The sequence below is a fragment of the Puniceibacterium confluentis genome (genome assembly GCF_007923445.1).
GTDB lineage: Bacteria > Pseudomonadota > Alphaproteobacteria > Rhodobacterales > Rhodobacteraceae > Puniceibacterium > Puniceibacterium confluentis.
In genome coordinates this window covers 540,351-559,637 of record NZ_VOJI01000001.1, presented here as the reverse complement: position 1 = coordinate 559,637, position 19,287 = coordinate 540,351, and the positions used below count along the sequence as shown (strand labels likewise).

Genomic DNA, 19,287 nt, shown 5'->3' with positions numbered 1-19,287 from the left:
ATCCAAATCAGTATAAGGGGGTCACTTTTGGACGCCGATCACCCCGCCACGGGGTCAAAATTGCATGCTTGTTCACATTTAGCCATCGACCTTGAGTGGAGAGCTGATAATCCGGTTAGGCATGTCAAACCTATAAAAACTCGGTCTGCAGGTTTTCACACGTGGATTGAAGAAGAGATTGAGAAATTCTATTCAGTACATGCTGTTGGATCGACGGCCCACATCAGCATGACGTTGATGCTCTATACAGGCGCGGCGCGTGCGGACGCTGTGAACTTGGGTTGGGGGAATGTTGACGGAGATCGCATACGTTACCGGCGTCAAAAAACTGAAGACAACGGCGGTGTTCTCATCGACATCCCTGTGCATTCCGTACTGCGCTCGGCGCTGGACGCATGTCCGATCAAAAACTTTACTTTCCTTCAAAAAAAAGCTGGAAAAAATCGTTCGGCCAACGGACTCGGAAACAGTATGCGAAGTTGGTGCGACGCCGCCAACCTCCCGAAATGCACCTCGCATGGCTTGAGAAAAGCCATTGCGAGACGTTTGGCTGAGGCCGGCGCATCCCCTCATGAGATCATGGCCGTCACTGGCCACACTACTCTGGCTGAGGTGACTCGCTATACAAGGGACGCAAGTCGCCCTATGCTTGCTGATGAAGCTATCACGAGGCTGGGCCGGATCTAAAGGGGAACAAAACTTGACGAACCAAAATCTCAGGTTCGCCAATCGCCCCCATAAACCATTATGAATAAAGGATAAAATATGAAGGTGGCGGAGACGAAGGGATTCGAACCCTCGAGACCCTTCCGGGCCTACTCCCTTAGCAGGGGAGCGCCTTCGACCACTCGGCCACGTCTCCGCCGACGCGTATAGCCCGCCAAGCATAGGATATACAAGGCGAAATCCCTATTTTTGTCGATCATGCCATTTGCGGTCTCAACCCCTTGAAATGGCACCGAAAGGCACTGACCGGCACCCCTCGGGGGAAAGATTTGGTCCAATCTCTCACACGGGTTCGCGGCTTGGACGAGCGCGGGATTCCTCAAGGGAAGTTTTCCGGTCACGATTCGAAGCGCTTGGTCGGCGGGTTTCCGTGGTGTCTCCGACGGTCCAGCTCCTCGTCAGGAGGAGGTTGCACCATGACCGCACCGGCCCAAGATCCCGGCTACGCCACGCTGGGAGAGCTGACCGCCTACTGGCGGACGCCATCAGTGCGCGCCACGCGCGAGCTCGCCCGCACGGTCGGCCTCCGCCAAGTGCGGGGGAACACCCTTGGTTCGCGATATGGCAAGTCGAAGGGCTTGCGCCTCCAGTTCGCAGCAAGTGGGACGAGTTCAAGCTCTCCCACCTAACCACCGGCGATCTGGCCGAACTGCTCGGAGAGTCCGAAGGCTCCGCGAGACGGCGAGACCGCGCGAAACCTGATGCGGCCTTCCCCGATCCGGTGTTGATCCGAAAGAAGCCCGAGCTGTGGCGCGCATCGCACGTCAATGCCTGGTGCGCAGGCCTCCCGGCCCCCGTCTGTCCGCTGAAGTCGACATCGGCACAGGTTGCCACGACCGAGCCGCCAAAGGCCCCGTCGCAGCACGGCTAAAACGGTTTCGATCCCTTCGCTCAGAAACGGTCTGCGGCTAAGTCAAACGGCCAAAAGACAGCCTCTACGATATACGGAAAAAACAGACAAACACTGCCCTGCCCCCTGCCGGTCCCTCATTCATGACGAGAGACTGCAGGTTGGTGCTCTGCCATGGTTCCGGTTTCCAGAGCTGCATCGAAACTGGCTTCAGCTTCTGTCGGCGGGATGTTCCCGATCGGCTCGAGACTGTTGCTGCAAGCGCAATCAGCATTCTGTCAAATATCGATTCATTGAGACATGACTGCTGCGGTAGCCCTGGCGGCGGTGATGGCACTGGGGCCGCTGGTCGGGGGATATATCGGCGCGCGGCCAAGCCGCATGATGGTCAGGACCGACTTGCAGCAGCCGTTCGTGACAGCCGTGGGTGTTGCGATGGTGCTTGCGGTCGTCCTGCGGTGACCGCTGACCGGCATACCCATCATTGCCAAACAAGTCGGCATGAATTTTCAATTTTTCCCGAAAAGAGCTGTTTCCGCTTTGCGGGTGGCAGGCACAAGGCTTCGAACGCATAGTCCCTGCAACCTTCAAGTCGGCTGCAGGAGCCTCCATGACCGCAAAATATTACTTCCCCCACGGCGGCCATCCCGGCCAGGATCAGCTTCTGACCGACCGTGCGGTCTTCACCGATGCTTATGCGGTGATCCCGAAAGGAACGATGCGCGACATCGTCACCAGCTTCCTGCCGTTCTGGAACGACACACGGCTCTGGGTGCTGTCCCGTCCCCTGAGCGGCTTTGCCGAAACCTTTTCGCAATACATCATGGAAGTGCAGCCGGGCGGCGGTTCGGACCGGCCGGAGCCCGATCCGGGTGCCGAAGGCGTCCTGTTCATCGTCGGTGGCACTGCGCAGCTGACGGTCAATGGCGAGACCCATGAAATGACGCCGGGTGGCTATGCCTACCTGCCGCCGTCCTCCGACTGGACGCTCTCCAATCGCGGCCAGGAAGTTCTGCGCTTTCATTGGGTGCGCAAGGCTTATGAGGCGGTCGACGGGCTCGACCAGCCGGATGTTCTGATCCTGAACGAGAACGACATCGCGCCGACGGTCATGCCGGACACTGACGGCAAGTGGGCCACCACCCGTTTTGTCGATCCGACCGATCTGCGCCATGACATGCATGTCACGGTGGTGACGTTCGAGCCCGGTGCAGTGATCCCCTTCCTCGAAACCCACGTGATGGAGCACGGTCTCTACGTGCTCGAAGGCAAGGCGGTCTACCGGCTGAACAACGATTGGGTCGAGGTCGAGGCCGGCGATTACATGTGGTTGCGCGCTTTCTGCCCGCAGGCCTGTTACGCCGGTGGTCCGGGCAAATTCCGCTACCTGCTCTACAAGGACGTCAACCGCCACATGACCTTGCGTCCGGTGCATGGCGGCGGTGTCCAGCCCGCGAAGGTCAGGTCCGCGGCGGAGTAGCCACGCCGGCGATGGCCAGCGTCAATTCATAAGCCGCCTCGATCACGGGGCGGCTTAACCGTTCGATTTCGTCTTCGCTGACGCGACTGGTCGGGCCGGAGACCGAAATCCCGGCGATGGCTTCGCCATTCATGTCGAACACCGGGGCGGCGATGCAGCGCATGCCGATGTTCTTTTCCTCGTTGTCGATGGAATATCCGCGCGCCCGCACCGCAAGCAGGTCTGCTTTCAATTCACCTGGGTCGACGATTGTATGATCGGTGAACGCTTCCAGTTTGCCCGACCTCAGGAGCCGATCCAGGTGGGTTTCTTCCATCTGCGCCAGAAGAGCCTTGCCGATGCCGGAAGAATGCATCGGCGAGAGCGAGCCGGGCGGGAAAAAGGCACGGATGTTCGCATGTGTCTCGACCTGGCTCAGAAACAGCACGGCGCCGTTCTTTTCGACCCCGAGATTTGCGGTCTCGCCAGTGTCCTCCATCAATCGTCGCAGGATCGGCCGGGCCCGGTCAACGAGGCTGGTACGGCGCAGGAAACGCGCGCCGATCACGAAGGCCTGCGGGCCGATGTGCCAGGTCTGATCCTTGGGGTCGAAATCCACCAGCCCCCGGTCCTCCAGCGTCACCAGAATACGGTAGACGGTGGCGTTCGACTGGCCGGTCTCGGCCGCCAGGGCCGTGAGCGTCTTGCCCTGCGCTTCGCTGAGATACTCAAAGACCTCCATCGCCCGGTCGAGCGACTTTATGGTATTCTGCGCCGTCTTGTCGTCCCAGCCGCGCGGCCTGCCGCGCGCCCGTCCAGGCTTGGCGTTTCGTGCATTATCTTGGGAATCCATAAGAACCATCTGCTTTCACATGAAGAATGATTTTAAATTATGAAAAATTCAAGGCCCTGACAACACGTACTTTCTACGGCTTCGCATAAAGTAAAAAAACATTTCAAAAAAGTATCGTCACAAGAACCGTAGCCCTAGGTTGGCCTCAACGACGAAAAGGAGACGATCATGAGTTTTCAGAACCCGGTTTTCATACCTGGCCCGACCAACATGCCCGAGGCCATCCGCCAGGCCTGCTTCATGCCGACGATCGACCACCGCTCGCCGCTGTTTGGCAAAATCCTGCACCCCTGCCTTTCCGGTGTGCGCAAGGTCCTGAAATCGGACAGCGCGCATATCTTCATCTTCCCCTCCACCGGGACCGGCGGTTGGGAAACCACGCTGACGAACACGCTGAATGCCGGTGACAAGGTGCTCATCGCGCGCAACGGTATGTTCTCGCACCGTTGGATCGACATGTGCCAGCGTCACGGCCTTGACGTGCAGATTGTCGAAACCCGCTGGGGCAACGGCATTCCGGTCGATGAATACGAAGCGATCCTGAAAGCCGACACCGGCCACGCCATCAAGGCCGTGCTGGCCACGCACAACGAAACCGCAACCGGCGTGAAATCCGACATCGCAGGCGTGCGCCGTGCAATGGATGCCGCAGGCCACCCGGCGCTGTTGTTCGTGGACGGCGTGTCCTCGATCGGCTCGATGGACTTCCGCTTCGACGAATGGAAGGTCGACGTTGCCGTGACCGGGTCGCAGAAAGGCTTCATGCTGCCTGCGGGCCTGGCCATTGTCGGCTTTTCCGACAAGGCCCGCGCCGCGGCCGACAGCGCCACCCTGCCGCGCACCTTCTTTGACATCCGCGACATGGAAAAGGGTTATGCCAGCAACGCCTATCCCTACACCCCACCCGTCGGCCTGATGAACGGGCTGAAACTGTCGCTGGAAATGATCCTCGACGAAGGCATCGACAACGTGATTGCCCGCCACACGCGGATCGCGACCGGTGTCCGTCACGCCGTGGATGCCTGGGGCCTGACGCTCTGCGCCAATTCGCCCGAGGTCTATTCCGACAGCGTCTCGGCGATCCGCACCCCCGAGGGCTTCAACGCCACCGACATCGTGGCGCGCGCGGCCGAGAAATACGGCATGGCCTTTGGTGTGGGCCTCGGCGAAGTGGCTGGCAAGGTCTTCCGCATCGGTCACCTCGGCAGCCTGACGGACGCAATGATGCTGTCCGGTCTGGCCACCGCCGAGATGGTGATGAAAGATCTCGGTCTCGACATCAAGCTGGGGTCCGGTGTCGCCGCCGCGCAGGAATTCTATCGTCACGGTTCCTGAGCCGAGCATCCCTTGAGAGGACATTGAAAATGTACATCCCAACCTATCAGGACATGCTCGAAGCGCATGAGCGGATCAAGCCCTACATCCGCAAGACGCCGGTCCGCACCTCGGACTACCTGAACGAGCTGACCGGGGCCCAGCTGTTCTTCAAGTGCGAGAATTTCCAGGAGCCGGGGGCCTTCAAGGTCCGCGGCGCCTCGAACGCGGTGTTCGGCCTGAGTGACGAGCAGGCGAAATTGGGTGTGGCGACGCATTCGTCGGGCAACCATGCTTCCTGCCTGTCCTATGCAGCCATGAAGCGCGGCATTCCGTGCAATGTGGTCATGCCGCGCACCGCGCCGCAGGCCAAGAAGGACACCGTGCGTCGCTATGGCGGCAAGATCACCGAATGCGAGCCTTCGACCAGCTCGCGTGAAGAGACCTTTGCCAAGGTTCAGGCGGAAACCGGCGGCGATTTTGTCCATCCATATAACGATCCGCGCGTGATCGCCGGACAAGGCACCTGTTCGAAGGAATTCATCGAGCAAGTCGACGGGCTGGACTATGCGGTCGCGCCCATCGGCGGCGGCGGCATGATCTCGGGCACCTGCCTGACACTGTCGCAAGCGGCGCCCGAGACCAGGATCATCGCGGCAGAGCCGGAACAGGCCGACGACGCCTATCGCAGCTTCAAGGCGGGCCACATCATCGCCGATGACGCGCCCAAGACCATCGCCGACGGGCTTCTGGTGCCGCTCAAGGACCTGACCTGGCACTTCGTGTCGAACCACGTCTCCGACATCTTCACTGCGTCGGAGCAGGAAATCATCGACGCGATGAAGCTGACCTGGAAGCACCTGCGCGTGGTCATGGAGCCGTCTTCGGCGGTGCCGCTGGCCACCATTCTGAAAAATCCCGACACCTTCAAGGGCAAGCGTGTCGGCATCATCATCACTGGCGGCAATGTCGATCTCGACAAGCTGCCCTGGTACCAATGAGGGAGAGAAGACAATGAATGCACCTGTGAATTTCGACCAACTCGAAGTGGGCTATGACATCCCCGCCGTTCCCGGCATGGACGAAGCCGATATCCAGACCCCCTGCCTGGTGCTGGATCTCGACGCGCTGGAACGCAACATCAAGAAGCTGGGCGACTATGCCAAGGCGCATGGCATGCGTCACCGCGCCCATGGCAAGATGCACAAGTCGGTCGACGTGCTGAAGCTGCAGATGGAATTGGGCGGCGCCATCGGCGTCTGCTGCCAGAAGGTCTCGGAAGCCGAGGTTTTCGTGCGCGGCGGCATCAAGGAAGTGCTGGTGTCCAACCAGGTCCGTGATCCGGCCAAGATCGACCGGCTGGCAAAACTGCCCAAGCAGGGCGCCAACATCATCGTTTGCGTCGATGACGTTACCAACGTGGCCGACCTGTCGGCAGCCGCCAGGAAGCACGGCACCGAGCTCGGCGTCTTCGTCGAGATCGACTGTGGCGCGGGCCGCTGCGGCGTGACCACCACCGCCGCCGTGGTCGAGATCGCCAAGGCCGTGCGCGACGCCGACAACCTGACCTACAAGGGCATCCAGGCCTATCAGGGCGCGATGCAGCACATGGACAGCTACGACGACCGCAAGGCCAAGATCGAAGCTGCCGTCGCACAGGTCAGCGACGCTGTCGAAACGCTGAAATCCGAGGGCATCGAATCCGAGCTGGTCTCGGGCGGGGGCACCGGCTCTTACTACTTCGAGAGCAATTCCGGCGTCTACAACGAGCTGCAATGCGGCTCCTACGCCTTCATGGATGCCGATTATGGCCGCATCCTCGACAAGGACGGCAACCGCATCGACGCCGGCGAATGGGAAAACGCCTTTTTCCTCCTGACCTCGGTGATGAGTCACGCGAAAGATGACAAGGCGATCTGCGATGCCGGTCTCAAGGCGCAGTCGATCGACAGCGGACTGCCCTTCATCTTTGGTCGCGACGACGTGGAATACATCAAGTGCTCGGACGAGCATGGCGTGATCGCCGATCCGAAGGGCGTGCTGAAGGTCAATGACAAGCTGAAGCTTGTGCCGGGCCACTGTGACCCGACCGCAAACGTGCACGACTGGTACGTCGGCGTGCGGAACGGCAAGGTCGAAACCGTCTGGCCGGTCTCGGCCCGCGGGAAGGCCTACTGAGCCGTCTAAGCGCCAATGATACGCGGGCCGGTTTCCGGCCCGCATGCATTGAAAAATCTTGAGAGGAGGAGAGAACCATGAGTGTTGTCGCTCAGGACCATGTGGCTCACGGGGGCACCCTGGACCCCAATGCCATGAACACGCTGAACCCGGTCAGCGCCGAGGAAAAGACCTGGGGATGGTTCGCCATCTTCAATATCTGGGCGAACGACGTACAGTCGCTTTTCGGCTATTCGCTCGTGGCCTCGTTGTTCATTTCTTACGGCGTCGGTGGCTGGACTGCCTTCGCCGCCTTGATTGCGGCAGGCCTGTTCACGATGTGGATGGTAAATCTGTCCGGGGCGCCGGGAGAGAAGTACGGTATCCCCTATCCGGTTCTGGCGCGGGCCAGCCTGGGCACGGAGGGCGCCAAGCTGCCGGCCATTCTCAGGTCGACGGTCGCGGTGTTCTGGTACGGGGTGCAGGTCTATTTCGCCTCAACCGCCGTTGCGCTTCTGATCCGCTCGCTGACCGGCGCCGGCGGCGGCGCGGAATTCCTGGGCCTCACCGGGATCGACTGGTTCTCGTTCGTCATCGTCTGGGCGTTTCACATCGTCATTTTCTGGCGCGGCATGAACTGGGTCGAGGCATTTCTGAACATCGCGGGCCCCTTCGTCTATCTGGTCATGATCGGCCTCGTCATAGTGCTCTGGCAGCGCTCCGACGGTGAATTGCTCTCGGCGACGGCCACGATCTTCGCCAATCCCGAAGGCACCTTTGCCACCGAGTTCAAGGGCTTCGTCGCCATTGTCGGCACCATGGTGGCTTATTTTGCTGCGGTGATGATCAACTTTTCCGACTTCTCGCGCTATGCCAAGGACAAGCCGACCATGCTTATCGGCAACCTCACCGGCCTGCCGCTCAACATGATCCTGTTTTCGGCGCTGGCGCTTCTGACCACCGGCGGGGCGGCCGTGGTCTTTGGCGAGGAAATCATAAACCCGACCGAGATCGTCGAGCGCACCGACAGCGTCCTGCTGGGCGTGATCGCGGCGATCACCTTCTTCGCGGCAACCGTCGGCATCAACCTCGTGGCCAATTTCATCCCCGCGGTGAACGGCATCGCCAACCTGTCGCCGGACAAGATCAGCTTTCGCAATGCCGGCCTGATCACCTCGGTCTTTGCGCTGGTGATCGGCGGTTTCTGGAACAGCTTCATCAGCCAGTTCGGGATCACGGGCTTTGTGAACACGCTGGGCGCGACGCTGGCTCCGATCTTCGGGATCATGATCGTCGATTACTACTGGCACCGGAACCAGGAGCTGAACGAAGACGACCTCTACAACATGTCGGGCGGCGCCTACCACTACGGCAACGGCTGGAACGGGTCCGCGGTCAAGGCCTTCGGCTTCGCGGCGATCTTCTCGGTCATCACGGTCTGGGTGCCGTGGTTCTCCTTCCTGTCGGGATACACCTGGGTCATCGGTGCCATTCTCGGCGGGGCGCTGTTTCACTACTTCGCCAAGCGTCAGCCCAACGCCTGAACACCTGCCATGCCCGGCACCGCCGGGCATGGCTCCCAAGGGTCCTGCGACACGGACTTCGCGGACCCGAAGATTAGACACATAAGCAAGGACACTTTAAAATGCTGATCGTACCCGAGCGCGAGATCGCCGACCTTATGACCCGCAAAGCGGCTTTCGACGCCGTCGAGAAGGTCTTTGCCGCCATGGCATCGGGCGAGGCCTACAATTTTCCGGTGGTGCGCGAAGCCATCGGGCACGAAGATGCGCTTTACGGCTTCAAGGGCGGCTTCGACCGCGCCGGGCTGACGCTGGGCCTCAAGGCCGGCGGCTACTGGCCCAACAACCTCGACAAGCGCGGCATCATCAACCACCAGTCCACAGTCTTCCTGTTCGATCCCGACACCGGCAAGGTCAAGGCAATGGTCGGCGGCAACCTTCTGACCGCGCTGCGCACCGCCGCCGCGTCTTCGGTGTCGATCAAGCACCTGGCCCGCAAGGATGCCAAGGTCATCGGCATGGTCGGCGCAGGCCATCAGGCCAAGTTCCAGTTGCGCGCCGCCCTGGAGCAGGGCACCTTTGAAAAGGTCATCGGCTGGAACTTCCACCCGGAGATGCTGCCCAACCTCGAAGAGGTCGCCAAGGAAGCCGGCCTGCCGTTCGAAGCCGTGGAACTTACCGGCATGACAGAGGCCGATGTGATCATCACCATCACCTCGTCCTTCGATGCGATCCTTCACGCCGACCATGTCGCGCCAGGCACCCATGTCGCCTGCATGGGCACCGACACCAAGGGCAAGCAGGAAGTCGAGGCCGCGCTCCTGGCCAGGGCCCGCGTCTTTACCGACGAGGTTGCGCAATCCGTCTCGATCGGCGAGGCGCAGCATGCGATCCAGGACAAGACGATCAAGATCGAAGACGTCGCCCAGCTGGGCGCGGTGATCAACGGCACCAACCCGGGCCGGACCTCGGATGACGAGATCACCCTGTTCGACGGCACCGGCGTCGGCCTGCAAGACCTCGCGGTCGCGGCAGCCGTGGTCGACCTGGCGGTCGAAAAAGGCGTCGCCATCGAAGTGGATTTCTGACTCCGCCCACGGCGGTTTTCTCTCTCCGAGATCACTGGTTCTACCTCGGGTTGCGCTCTAACGGGCGCAACCACCTTCTTCCTGCGTGCTCAAAGGACTGTTTCGCTATGCTCCTGCCGCTGTCGCTTCTGTTCGTGGGGGCCGTTCTGGTGCTCAACGGCCTGTGGATGTCGGGCCGCATCGACGATCGTGAGATCGTGCTGATCAACGGTGCCACTGCCGCGATCACCGCCGCTGTGGCCACGGTGTCGCTGGTACGGGCCGAAAATGTCGAAGACGTGCGCGCGGTGGCGATGACGCTGCTGTTCAGCGTGACCTACCTGTGGGTGGCGTTCAACCGGGTCAGCGGCTCGGACGGGCGCGGGCTGGGGTGGTTCTCGCTGTTCGTTGCGCTCTCGGTCCTGCCCGAAGCGATCCGAACGCTGAGTACGGCATCATCGGTCATGGAAACCTGGCTGGGCCTGTGCTGGCTGGCCTGGGCCGGACTGTGGTTCCTGTATTTCCTGACGTTGGCGATGCAACGCTCTTTCCGCAAGCAAACCGCGCTGGCCACACTGCTGAGCGGTGTGTTGACCGCATGGTTGCCTGCGCTGTTCCTGATGTATGGATCACAGACATGAGCCGCCCGATCCGGGTTTTCATCAACGGATTTGGCCGTATCGGCCGGACCATCTTTCGCCAGCTTCTGACCGAAGAGGCAAGGGCACGGTTCGACATCGTGGGCGTGAACGACATCGCGCCGTTGGATACCTGCGCTTATCTGCTGCGCTACGACAGCGTTTATGGCCCGCTCCCGCAGCCGGTCGAGACCGGACAAGGCTGGTTGAGCATCGGCGCGCAGCGTATCCGGTTTTTCGGCACCGCCGATCTGCGCAAACTGGACCTGCGGGATGTGGACGTGGTGCTGGAATGCACGGGGCGGGCACAGGACCGGGCCACTGCCGAGGCGGGGCTGGACGCCGGCGCAGGCAACGTGCTGATCTCGGGGCCCTCTTCCGCCGCCGATGCCACGCTGGTCATCGGCGCCAACGACAGGGAGCTGGGCAAGGCACGGATCGTGTCGAATGCCTCCTGCACGACAAATGCCATCGCACCACTTCTGCGCAGCCTCGATCTCGGCCTCGGGATAGAGCGGGCGCATGTGACGACGATCCATTGCTACACCGGCAGCCAGCCGACAGTCGACCGGCCGGGCAGCAGCCTCGAGCGCAGCCGCGCCGCGGCGGTGTCGATGGTCCCGACCACGACAAGTGCCGCCGATCAGGTGATGGGCATTCTGCCCGAGTTCCGGGGACGGCTGAGCATCGCCGCGGTCCGCGTCCCCTGCCTGTCCGTTTCGGCCATCGACGCAACCATCCAGTTCGTCGAAAGCCTGGATCAGACCATGAACGACTTTCTGCGCGAGGCCTTTGACGGCTCGCGCCTGATCGGGCTGGTGGAGGATCCGTGCGTGTCCACCGACTTCCGTGCGCGCCCGGAATCACTGGTGATCGCGCTGCCCGAAACCCAGACCAACGGGACGCGTCAGGTGCGCCTGTTCGGTTGGTACGACAATGAATGGGGCTTTTCGGCCCGAATGATCGAGATGGCGGAACGCCTTGCGGTCAGACACCCGTAATCGGAGGAGAGAAACATGACGCTGGACGCATCCCAGAAAGAGGTCGAACGCCAAAGGGCGCTCGATTATCACGAATTCCCGAAACCCGGAAAACTGGAAATCCGGCCGACCAAGCCGATGGCGACCGCGCGCGATCTGGCACGCGCCTATTCGCCGGGCGTGGCCGAAGCTTGCACCGAGATAGCGGCGGACCCGGCCAAGGCGACCCGCTATACCGCGAAACGCAACCTGGTTGCCGTGGTGTCCAACGGCACCGCGGTCCTAGGGCTGGGCAACATCGGGGCACTGGCGTCAAAGCCGGTCATGGAAGGCAAGGCCGTCCTGTTCAAGAAGTTCGCCGGCATCGATTGCTTTGACATCGAGGTCGACGAGGCCGACCCAGAGGCGCTGGCCGACATCGTCTGCAAGCTTGAACCCACATTCGGGGCGATCAACCTAGAAGACATCAAGGCGCCGGACTGCTTTACCGTCGAACGCATCTGCCGCGAGCGGATGGGCATTCCGGTGTTCCATGACGACCAGCACGGCACGGCCATCGTGGTGGCAGCGGCGGCGCAGAACGCGCTGAAGATCGCGGGCAAGTCGCCCGAGAACGTCCGCATCGTCGGCCTTGGCGCCGGGGCTGCCGGCGTGGCCTGTCTGACCATGCTGCACAAGATGGGCGTGCCGCTTGAAAACATCACCGTGTTCGACCGCAACGGCGTCCTGCATCCGGACCGCAAAAACCTGGCACCGGAACAAATGCTGTTTGCCAGGTCGAAAGACGGCGCGACATTGGAGCAGGCTCTGAAAGGTGCCGACATGTTCCTCGGGCTTTCCGGCCCCGGCGCGCTGCCTGCCGACGCCGTCCGCGAGATGGCGGACAACCCGATCATCTTTGCCCTGGCCAATCCGATCCCGGAAATCATGCCGGAAGAGGCCCGCGAAGCCGCGCCCGGGGCCATGATCGCAACGGGTCGCTCCGATTATCCCAACCAGGTCAACAACGTGCTCTGCTTCCCGTTCATCTTCCGCGGTGCGCTGGATTCGGAATCGAAAGAGATCAACGACGCGATGAAGCTGGCCTGTGTCGACGCTATTGCCTCGCTGGCGCGCCAGACGACTTCGGCAGAGGTTGGCCTCGCCTATGAAGGTGAAACGCTGACCTTCGGGCCGGACTACCTGATCCCGAAGCCGTTCGATCCGCGGCTGTTGCCGACCATCGCCGTAGCGGTCGCCAGGGCGGCCATGGAGTCCGGCGCCGCACGCCGCGATCTCGATCTCGACGCCTATCGCCAGAAGCTCGAGGCCGAGGTATTCCGCTCGTCGCTGATCATGCGCGGCGTCTTTGCAGCCGCCCGCCGCTCGAAACGCCGGATCGTTTTTGCCGAAGGCGAGGACGACCGCGTGTTGCGCGCCGCACAGGCAATGGTCGAGGACAGCGTCGATACACCGATCCTGGTCGGCCGCCCGGATGTGGTGGCGCAACGCCTGGAGCGCGCCGGACTGAGCATCGTTGCGGGCCGCGACTTCGAGATCGTGAACCCGGAAAACGATGATCGCTACCGCGACTACTGGCAGGCCTATCATGAAGTGATGCGCCGTCAGGGCGTGACGCCGGACTTGGCCAAGGCCGTGCTGCGCACCAACACGACCGCGATCGCGGCAACCATGGTGCATCGCGGCGAGGCCGACAGCATGATCTGCGGTTCCTTCGGGCAGTACCACTGGCACCTGAATTACGTGACCCAGATGCTGGCAAACGCCGAATTCTCGCCGGCCGGCGCGCTGTCGCTGGTTATTCTCGATGAAGGTCCGTTGTTCGTGGCCGACACTCATGTCAACGTCGAGCAAACACCCGAGACGCTGGCCCGCACCGTGCTGGCCGCAGCCCGCCATGTCCGCCGTTTCGGCACCGAGCCAAAAATCGCGCTCTGTTCCGGCTCGCAATTCGGCAATCTCGACAGCCGGTCGGGGCGGGTGATGCGCGCCGCGCTGGAGATCCTGAACAGCGAAGCACAAGACTTCGAATACGAAGGCGAGATGCAGGCCGATGCGGCGCTGGACCCCGAACTGCGCGAATGGCTGCTGCCCGGCAACCGGCTGACCGGCCGGGCCAATGTGCTGGTCTTCGCAAATACCGACGCTGCGGGTGCGGCGCGCAACCTGCTCAAGAGCGCCGCAGGCGGTCTGGAAGTCGGGCCGATTCTGATGGGTATGGGCAACCGCGCTCACATTGTGACCCCGGGTGTCACCCCGCGCGGCCTGCTGAATATCGCGGCCCTGGCCGGCTCGGACGTGTCGAGCTACGGCTGACAAACGGCCCGGCCGCGCCTGGTGCGTACGGCCGGGCCACATCTCTCCCGCACCCGAAAGACGTTCCGGCAGCGCGGAGCAGAAAGACATGCCGGACATGACTGGCGCGCCTGTCACCCTGCATGCGGCTCACTCGGCTCGTTGATCGGTGGTCTGTTCGACACCTTCCGCCACATCTTGTTGAGCCAGAATGCCGGTCTTGTCGGCGTGACCGGCATCCGCATGCCCGGCAGAGTGGACCGAAACCAGCGAGAAGCGGACGCAAACACCGGCTTTACCGGGAAGCGAAACCCGAGCCCCGGCCGATGACGGCCGGGGCTATTTGTTTCTTGCCCGTCGCATGCCGGGCCACTGAAGAACATCTGTCTGACCGAGCGGTCGTTTCTTCCCGCCAGCACCTGGGCACGATCCGGCGCCGCTCACAAACCTGCCCTGCCAATAGCAAGCCCACTGCCATTCCCTCCGCCGGATACGAAAACGGCGCTCCGAAGAGCGCCGCAATCCTTAGGTTACAAGGGGTTTGCTCTCAGACGTGGTCGTCGTGGGCCAGTGAGCCTTCGCCGTGACCCGCCATGCCTCCGGACATTTCCTCCGTGGCTTCATCGGCCAGCTCTTCCGGCAGGACCAGGTTCAGCACGATGGCCAGGAAGGCCGCCGGCAACAGACCCGAGGTCAGCAAGACACGGGCGGTTTCCGGCAGGTGCTGGAGCGCACCGGGTTCCAGCTGAAGACCCAGACCAAGGCTGAGGGAAATCGCAAAGATCACCATGTTCCGCCGGTTCCAGTGCACATCCGACAGCATCGAGATACCTGCAGCCACGACCATGCCGAACATCACGATCACGCCGCCGCCAAGAACCTCGATCGGCACGGTGCGGATGACCCCGCCGACCTTGGGGACCAGACCGCAGATGATCAGGAAGATCGCGCCGCAGGTCACCACATGGCGGCTCATCACACCGGTCATCGCGATCAGACCGACGTTCTGACTGAACGAGGTGTTCGGGAAGCCGCCGAAGATACCCGCCAGCGCCGTGCCGAAACCGTCAGCATAGGTCGCGCCGGTGATTTCCGCGCTCGTCGCTTCGCGTCCTGCGCCACCCTTGGTGATACCCGATACATCACCGACCGTCTCGATGGCCGAGATAAAGGCCATGAGGCAGAAGCCGATGACCGCTGCGATCGAGAACTCGACCCCGTACTTGAACGGCTGCGGCAGCGCGAAGGCGGCGGAGCGTTCCCAGGACCCAGTGATGGCCTCGACTGTCAGCATGCCGACCGCAATGGCGTAGACGTAGCCCACGAGCAGGCCGATCAGAACCGCCGAGATCGACAGCATGCCCTTGGTAAAGAACTTCAGGCCGAGCGTGACAAGGATCACGATGATTGCTGCGGACCAATTCAGCAGGCTGCCGTATTCCGGCGTGCCGATGGCCGGGACACCGCCCGCCGCGTACTGGATGCCGACCTTGACCAGCGCCAGACCGATCATCGTCACCACGAGTCCGGTTACCAGCGGCGGCAGGGCAAATCGCAGCTTGCCGACGAAGGTACCGATAAAGGCATGGAACATCCCGCCGATGATGACGCCGCCAAAGAACGCGGCAAGCGCATCGACGCCCTTGCCCGCGACCAGCGGGATCATGATCGGCAGAAAGGCAAACGAGGTCCCCTGCACAATGGGCAACGCCGCGCCAACCGGCCCGATCGTGATGGTCTGAAGCAGCGTCGCGACGCCGGCAAACAGCATCGACATCTGGATCAGATAGAGCAGTTCTGGAAAATCGGCTGACCCCGACCCGAAACCGAAACCCGCAGCACCGGCAACGATGATCGCAGGCGTTACGTTGGATACGAACATCGCCAGGACGTGCTGGATGCCCAGAGGTATGCCCTTGGCCAGGCCCGGAAAGTAATTCGGGTCGCGGAGTTGCTCCGGTGTCCCGATAGTTAGATCAGCCATTTATTTTCTCCCCACTGTTAGCTGTATCTGGCCGCCTATCCTCCCGGCGGCCAGGTCGTCAGGCAGCCACCACTTCGAAAGCGGTGTCGAACCAATGCTCTTGCAGATTTGCCCCGTCGCCGATCCGGTCGACCACGGCAAACAACCCCGAACCGCCAAGCGGCGTCAGCACACCGTGCCAGACGTTGCGGCCGATATTGACCGCCTGTCCCGGTGCGGTGACATAGGCGCGCGGCGCGCCGGGACGGCCGTCGTCGTCCTCGGCCAACACGACCAGAAAACCAAAATCGCTCATCGGGATGAACGCCTGCGATCCCAACGGATGGCGCTCCATCATCTCGAGGCGAAACGGAAGCGAGAATACCTCGGAGTTGAACAGGCTGATGCCCGCCTTGCCGTCGATGATGTCGAGGTCTGCGAGGTCGTGAAACCGGCCGCAAAGCCCCTTGTTGATCAGCTTGTCCGGCTCACCCGTGCATTCGATCAGTTGGGCTAGGCCCGCCATCGCATCGGCGCGGGCGGGCAGCGCCGGTAATCTGTCCAGTGTCACACTCACGGCAATAGATCCTTCAAGCGGAATTCGGCGATGCGTTCCACCTGGCGGCAGGCCTCGACAAACTCGGTTTCGGTGTCATTGCTGATGCGGCGGCCGAAATTTTCCAGGATCGACGCCTTGTCGTGATCGCGCACGGCGATGATGAACGGAAAGCCGTGCTTTTCGACATAATCCGCGTTCATCCGGATCAGCGTCGCACGCTCTTCATCGGTCAGCATGTCGAGGCCGGCACCCGCCTGTTCCGACGCGCTTTCAGCCGTCAGACGCCCGGCGGCCGCCAGCTTTCCGGCGAGGTCGGGGTGCGCGGTCAGCACGCCCTTGCGCTTGTCGTCACCCGCAGACCGGAACACCCGGCAAAGAGCGTTGTGCAGCCCCAGCGCGCTGTCATGTGCCGGACCTAGTTCAAGGCCGTGCGCGCCTTCGGCAATCCAGGCGGAATGCTCGAAAATGCCGCCGAAGTTGGCCACGAAATCCTCGCGGCTCATCTCGCTGGGTCTTGCGCGCCGCTCATGCGGGTGGGTCTTTGCCCAGTGCTCGGCAATCTCCAGCCGGGTCGGGCACCAGACATCGTCAAAGCCCTGGATGTAGTCGATAAAGCGCTTCAGCGCCGCGATCTTGCCGGGACGGCCGATCAGTCGGCAATGCAGGCCGATCGACATCATCTTCGGACTGCCCTCCTGTCCTTCGGCATAAAGCGTGTCGAAAGCGTCCTTGAGATAGCTGCCGAAATGCGCGCCTGTGTTCCAGCCGGGTGCAGTGGCAAAGCGCATGTCATTCGCTTCGAGCGTATAGGGAATGATCAGCTGGTCGCGGTCGCCGTATTCCTTCCAATGCGGCAGGTCATCGTCATAGGCGTCCGAGATATAGTCGAACTGCCCGGTCTCGGCGGCCAGCCGCACTGTATTCTCGCTGCACCGCCCGGTGTACCAGCCGCGGGGTGCCTCGCCCACCACCTCGGTGTGGAGGCGGATCGCCTCGGCAATTGTCGCGCGCTCGTCCTCTTGGGGCATGTCCTTGTGCTCGACCCACTTCAACCCGTGGCAGGCAATCTCCCAGCCTGCGGTCTTCATGGCTGCCACCTGCTCGGGGTTGCGGGCCAGGGCCGAGGCGACGCCGTAGATCGTCACCGGGATGTCTGCCCCGGTGAACAGGCGGTGCAAACGCCAGAACCCGGCGCGGGCGCCATATTCGTAGATCGATTCCATGTTCCAGTGGCGCTGGCCCTGCCACATTGCGGCGCCGGGAATGTCAGAGAGAAAGGCCTCTGATGCCGCGTCGCCATGCAACACGTTATTCTCGCTGCCCTCTTCGTAGTTGAGCACGAACTGCACCGCCACCTTTGCACCAGCGGGCCATTGGGCGTCAGGAATGCGGGGACCGTAACCGATCATGTCGCGCGGATATCGTGTCACTGTGGAACTCCTCGTAGATTTACCTCTTCATATCCCAAACAATACCAAATTTTTTTCAAATTTTTCTATAAGGTGCATCTTTTACGGTACTGTTTGTGGACGACGGGCCGTCCCGACTACAAAGTCCTAGGCGATATAAGGAGGCTATCCGTGACCGGCTATCTGACAACACATGTCCTCGACACCGCGCGCGGCTGCCCTGCGGAAGGGTTGGACATCGACCTTTACCGGATCGAGGGCGACATCCGGACCTTGATCAAATCGTTGAAAACCAACAGCGACGGGCGCACCGACGAACAGATCCTTCCCGCCGAAAGCTTCGAGACCGGCACCTATGAGCTGGTATTCCACGCCGGCGCCTACCTCGATGCCTGCGGGACACCGCCGGAAGAGCCGCGCTTCCTCGACATCATCCCGATCCGTTTCGGAATGTCGGAGCCGTCGCATTACCATGTGCCGCTGTTGCTGTCGCCGTTCGGCTACGGCACATACCGCGGCAGCTGAACGCAAATCAGCCTTTCTGGGTGGTGTTGCGAACCGCGGCACCGATCCGGTCGATCATGAAGTCCATGAACAGCCGGCTCTTGGGATCCTGGCCGCGTCTGTGCGAGTAGAGGCACGCCATCTGGATGGGTTCCGGCGGGGTTTCCGTGGCCACCGGGACCAGGGCGCCGGATTGCAGGTGCTCGGAGACCTCGAAAATCGGTTTCAGCGCGATGCCTTTTCCCGCCAGGGCCCAATCGGTGAGAACGTCGCCGTCGTCGGATTCATAGCGGCCCTTGACCGGAAAGCGCTCGGGACCGTCCTTGGTCATCAACCGCCACTGAAACTCTGCGGCGCCGGGGAACCGCAGGTTGAGACATTCGTGCTGCTGGTCAAGAATGTCCTGACCATTTGCCGGCATGCCGCGCTTTTCCACGTAGGAAGGCGCGGCGCACAGGACACGCTCGACGTCGGCGATCTTGCGGATCCGCAGGTTGCTGTCCTCGGGCTGGCCGAGGAAAAAGGCAAGGTCCAGTCCCTCCGTGGTGAGATCGACCTTTCGGTCGGTCAGTCGCAGGCGCACACTGACCTCGGCATATTCATCCAGGAAATCCGGCACTGCAGGTGCAATCAACCTGCGCCCCACCCCAAGCGGCGCCGCCACGTAGAGTGACCCCTTGAGGTTCTCGGTCATGTCCACAATCTGTGCTTCGGCGTTTTCGACCGCTTCGAGGATCTCGATCGCGCCGCGGTAAAACGACTTGCCCTGCTCCGTCGGATTCAGGGACCGTGTCGTGCGCTGGAACAGCCTCACGCCCAGATGTTCTTCGAGCTGCGCGATCCGTGCCGAGGTCACCGCTGGTGAAATTCTCAGGTCGCGCCCGGCGGCAGACATGCTACCCAGTTCGTAGACACGGACAAACGTGCGGATGCTGTCGAAATAGGACATTATTCGGATTTCTTTGAGACTGCTTGGCGTTTCCCGGCAAT

17 protein-coding genes and 1 tRNA gene are annotated in these 19,287 nt (G+C 61.8%); 12 read left to right on the top strand and 6 right to left on the bottom strand.

Annotated elements, in window-relative coordinates:
• Window positions 1–687: tyrosine-type recombinase/integrase (locus tag FOY53_RS02630; protein ID WP_222435210.1), on the top strand; the 687-nt coding region annotated here is incomplete at its 5' end.
• An 85-nt stretch (window positions 688–772) separates the two neighbouring features.
• Here FOY53_RS02630 and FOY53_RS02625 read toward each other — a convergent pair.
• Window positions 773–862: transfer RNA gene (locus FOY53_RS02625), tRNA-Ser, on the bottom strand.
• 1,014 nt (window positions 863–1,876) lie between these two features.
• On the opposite strand from FOY53_RS02625, the gene FOY53_RS22970 reads away from it, so the two are divergent.
• Together FOY53_RS22970 and FOY53_RS02620 are read left to right on the top strand one after the other, a co-directional pair.
• Window positions 1,877–2,038 (top strand): hypothetical protein, encoded by a 162-nt coding sequence (locus FOY53_RS22970; protein WP_186766489.1) that lies wholly within the window; start codon window positions 1,877–1,879, stop codon window positions 2,036–2,038.
• Between the two features lie 148 nt (window positions 2,039–2,186).
• A complete protein-coding gene (locus FOY53_RS02620) occupies window positions 2,187–3,056 on the top strand; it encodes a bifunctional allantoicase/(S)-ureidoglycine aminohydrolase (protein WP_146585382.1) in 870 nt (289 codons plus the stop codon).
• Here FOY53_RS02620 and bhcR read toward each other — a convergent pair.
• On the bottom strand, window positions 3,037–3,888 hold the full coding sequence (gene bhcR, locus FOY53_RS02615) for an HTH-type transcriptional regulator BhcR (protein ID WP_146585380.1): 852 nt from the start codon (window positions 3,886–3,888) through the stop codon (window positions 3,037–3,039). The genes FOY53_RS02620 and bhcR overlap by 20 nt on opposite strands.
• A gap of 168 nt (window positions 3,889–4,056) precedes the next feature.
• On the opposite strand from bhcR, the gene bhcA reads away from it, so the two are divergent.
• The 8 genes from bhcA to FOY53_RS02575 all read left to right on the top strand — a co-directional run bounded on the left by bhcA (window position 4,057) and on the right by FOY53_RS02575 (window position 13,883).
• The gene (gene bhcA / locus FOY53_RS02610; protein WP_146585378.1) at window positions 4,057–5,223 is read left to right on the top strand and encodes an L-aspartate--glyoxylate aminotransferase BhcA; all 1,167 of its coding nucleotides are present in this window, start codon (window positions 4,057–4,059) and stop codon (window positions 5,221–5,223) included.
• A 29-nt stretch (window positions 5,224–5,252) separates the two neighbouring features.
• Window positions 5,253–6,203 (top strand): beta-hydroxyaspartate dehydratase BhcB, encoded by a 951-nt coding sequence (bhcB, locus tag FOY53_RS02605; protein WP_146585376.1) that lies wholly within the window; start codon window positions 5,253–5,255, stop codon window positions 6,201–6,203.
• Between the two features lie 13 nt (window positions 6,204–6,216).
• Window positions 6,217–7,380 carry a 3-hydroxy-D-aspartate aldolase BhcC gene (bhcC, locus tag FOY53_RS02600; protein WP_146585375.1) on the top strand — a complete coding sequence of 388 codons (1,164 nt, stop codon included), beginning with the start codon at window positions 6,217–6,219 and terminating at the stop codon, window positions 7,378–7,380.
• 77 nt (window positions 7,381–7,457) lie between these two features.
• Window positions 7,458–8,903, top strand: coding sequence for an NCS1 family nucleobase:cation symporter-1 (locus FOY53_RS02595; RefSeq protein ID WP_146585373.1), 1,446 nt, complete (start codon window positions 7,458–7,460; stop codon window positions 8,901–8,903).
• 101 nt (window positions 8,904–9,004) lie between these two features.
• Window positions 9,005–9,970: an iminosuccinate reductase BhcD gene (bhcD, locus tag FOY53_RS02590; protein WP_146585371.1), complete on the top strand. Its 966-nt coding sequence runs from the start codon at window positions 9,005–9,007 to the stop codon at window positions 9,968–9,970.
• 107 nt (window positions 9,971–10,077) lie between these two features.
• Window positions 10,078–10,590 carry an AmiS/UreI family transporter gene (locus FOY53_RS02585; protein WP_146585369.1) on the top strand — a complete coding sequence of 171 codons (513 nt, stop codon included), beginning with the start codon at window positions 10,078–10,080 and terminating at the stop codon, window positions 10,588–10,590.
• Window positions 10,587–11,588 (top strand): type I glyceraldehyde-3-phosphate dehydrogenase, encoded by a 1,002-nt coding sequence (locus FOY53_RS02580; protein ID WP_146585367.1) that lies wholly within the window; start codon window positions 10,587–10,589, stop codon window positions 11,586–11,588. Before FOY53_RS02585 ends, FOY53_RS02580 begins: the two co-directional genes overlap by 4 nt.
• Before the next feature lie 15 nt (window positions 11,589–11,603).
• The gene (locus FOY53_RS02575) at window positions 11,604–13,883 is read left to right on the top strand and encodes an NADP-dependent malic enzyme (RefSeq protein WP_146585365.1); all 2,280 of its coding nucleotides are present in this window, start codon (window positions 11,604–11,606) and stop codon (window positions 13,881–13,883) included.
• Between the two features lie 526 nt (window positions 13,884–14,409).
• On the opposite strand, the gene FOY53_RS02565 is transcribed toward FOY53_RS02575, so the two are convergent.
• The 3 genes from FOY53_RS02565 to puuE are packed head-to-tail and all read right to left on the bottom strand — an operon-like array spanning window position 14,410 to window position 17,814.
• On the bottom strand, window positions 14,410–15,846 hold the full coding sequence (locus tag FOY53_RS02565; protein ID WP_146585361.1) for a uracil-xanthine permease family protein: 1,437 nt from the start codon (window positions 15,844–15,846) through the stop codon (window positions 14,410–14,412).
• Window positions 15,847–15,904: 58 nt separating this feature from the next.
• Window positions 15,905–16,402 carry an ureidoglycolate lyase gene (locus FOY53_RS02560; RefSeq protein ID WP_439332533.1) on the bottom strand — a complete coding sequence of 166 codons (498 nt, stop codon included), beginning with the start codon at window positions 16,400–16,402 and terminating at the stop codon, window positions 15,905–15,907.
• Window positions 16,399–17,814 (bottom strand): allantoinase PuuE, encoded by a 1,416-nt coding sequence (gene puuE, locus FOY53_RS02555; RefSeq protein WP_146585359.1) that lies wholly within the window; start codon window positions 17,812–17,814, stop codon window positions 16,399–16,401. The genes FOY53_RS02560 and puuE overlap by 4 nt, the downstream gene beginning before the upstream one ends.
• 150 nt (window positions 17,815–17,964) lie before the next feature.
• Here puuE and uraH point away from each other — a divergent pair, with 150 nt between their 5' ends.
• A complete protein-coding gene (uraH, locus tag FOY53_RS02550) occupies window positions 17,965–18,318 on the top strand; it encodes a hydroxyisourate hydrolase (protein ID WP_146585357.1) in 354 nt (117 codons plus the stop codon).
• Between the two features lie 7 nt (window positions 18,319–18,325).
• Here uraH and FOY53_RS02545 read toward each other — a convergent pair whose 3' ends face one another.
• A complete protein-coding gene (locus FOY53_RS02545) occupies window positions 18,326–19,246 on the bottom strand; it encodes a LysR family transcriptional regulator (protein ID WP_146585355.1) in 921 nt (306 codons plus the stop codon).
• Window positions 19,247–19,287: the final 41 nt, after the last annotated feature.

Coding starts and splice junctions, on each gene's coding strand:
- bhcC (WP_146585375.1), top strand. CDS start 6,217: ATGAATGCACCTGTGAATTTCGACCAACTCGAAGTGGGCTATGACATC.
- FOY53_RS02595 (WP_146585373.1), top strand. CDS start 7,458: ATGAGTGTTGTCGCTCAGGACCATGTGGCTCACGGGGGCACCCTGGAC.
- FOY53_RS02565 (WP_146585361.1), bottom strand. CDS start 15,846: ATGGCTGATCTAACTATCGGGACACCGGAGCAACTCCGCGACCCGAAT.
- FOY53_RS02585 (WP_146585369.1), top strand. CDS start 10,078: ATGCTCCTGCCGCTGTCGCTTCTGTTCGTGGGGGCCGTTCTGGTGCTC.
- bhcD (WP_146585371.1), top strand. CDS start 9,005: ATGCTGATCGTACCCGAGCGCGAGATCGCCGACCTTATGACCCGCAAA.
- FOY53_RS02575 (WP_146585365.1), top strand. CDS start 11,604: ATGACGCTGGACGCATCCCAGAAAGAGGTCGAACGCCAAAGGGCGCTC.
- FOY53_RS02580 (WP_146585367.1), top strand. CDS start 10,587: ATGAGCCGCCCGATCCGGGTTTTCATCAACGGATTTGGCCGTATCGGC.
- bhcA (WP_146585378.1), top strand. CDS start 4,057: ATGAGTTTTCAGAACCCGGTTTTCATACCTGGCCCGACCAACATGCCC.
- bhcB (WP_146585376.1), top strand. CDS start 5,253: ATGTACATCCCAACCTATCAGGACATGCTCGAAGCGCATGAGCGGATC.
- FOY53_RS02620 (WP_146585382.1), top strand. CDS start 2,187: ATGACCGCAAAATATTACTTCCCCCACGGCGGCCATCCCGGCCAGGAT.
- FOY53_RS02545 (WP_146585355.1), bottom strand. CDS start 19,246: ATGTCCTATTTCGACAGCATCCGCACGTTTGTCCGTGTCTACGAACTG.
- bhcR (WP_146585380.1), bottom strand. CDS start 3,888: ATGGATTCCCAAGATAATGCACGAAACGCCAAGCCTGGACGGGCGCGC.
- FOY53_RS22970 (WP_186766489.1), top strand. CDS start 1,877: ATGACTGCTGCGGTAGCCCTGGCGGCGGTGATGGCACTGGGGCCGCTG.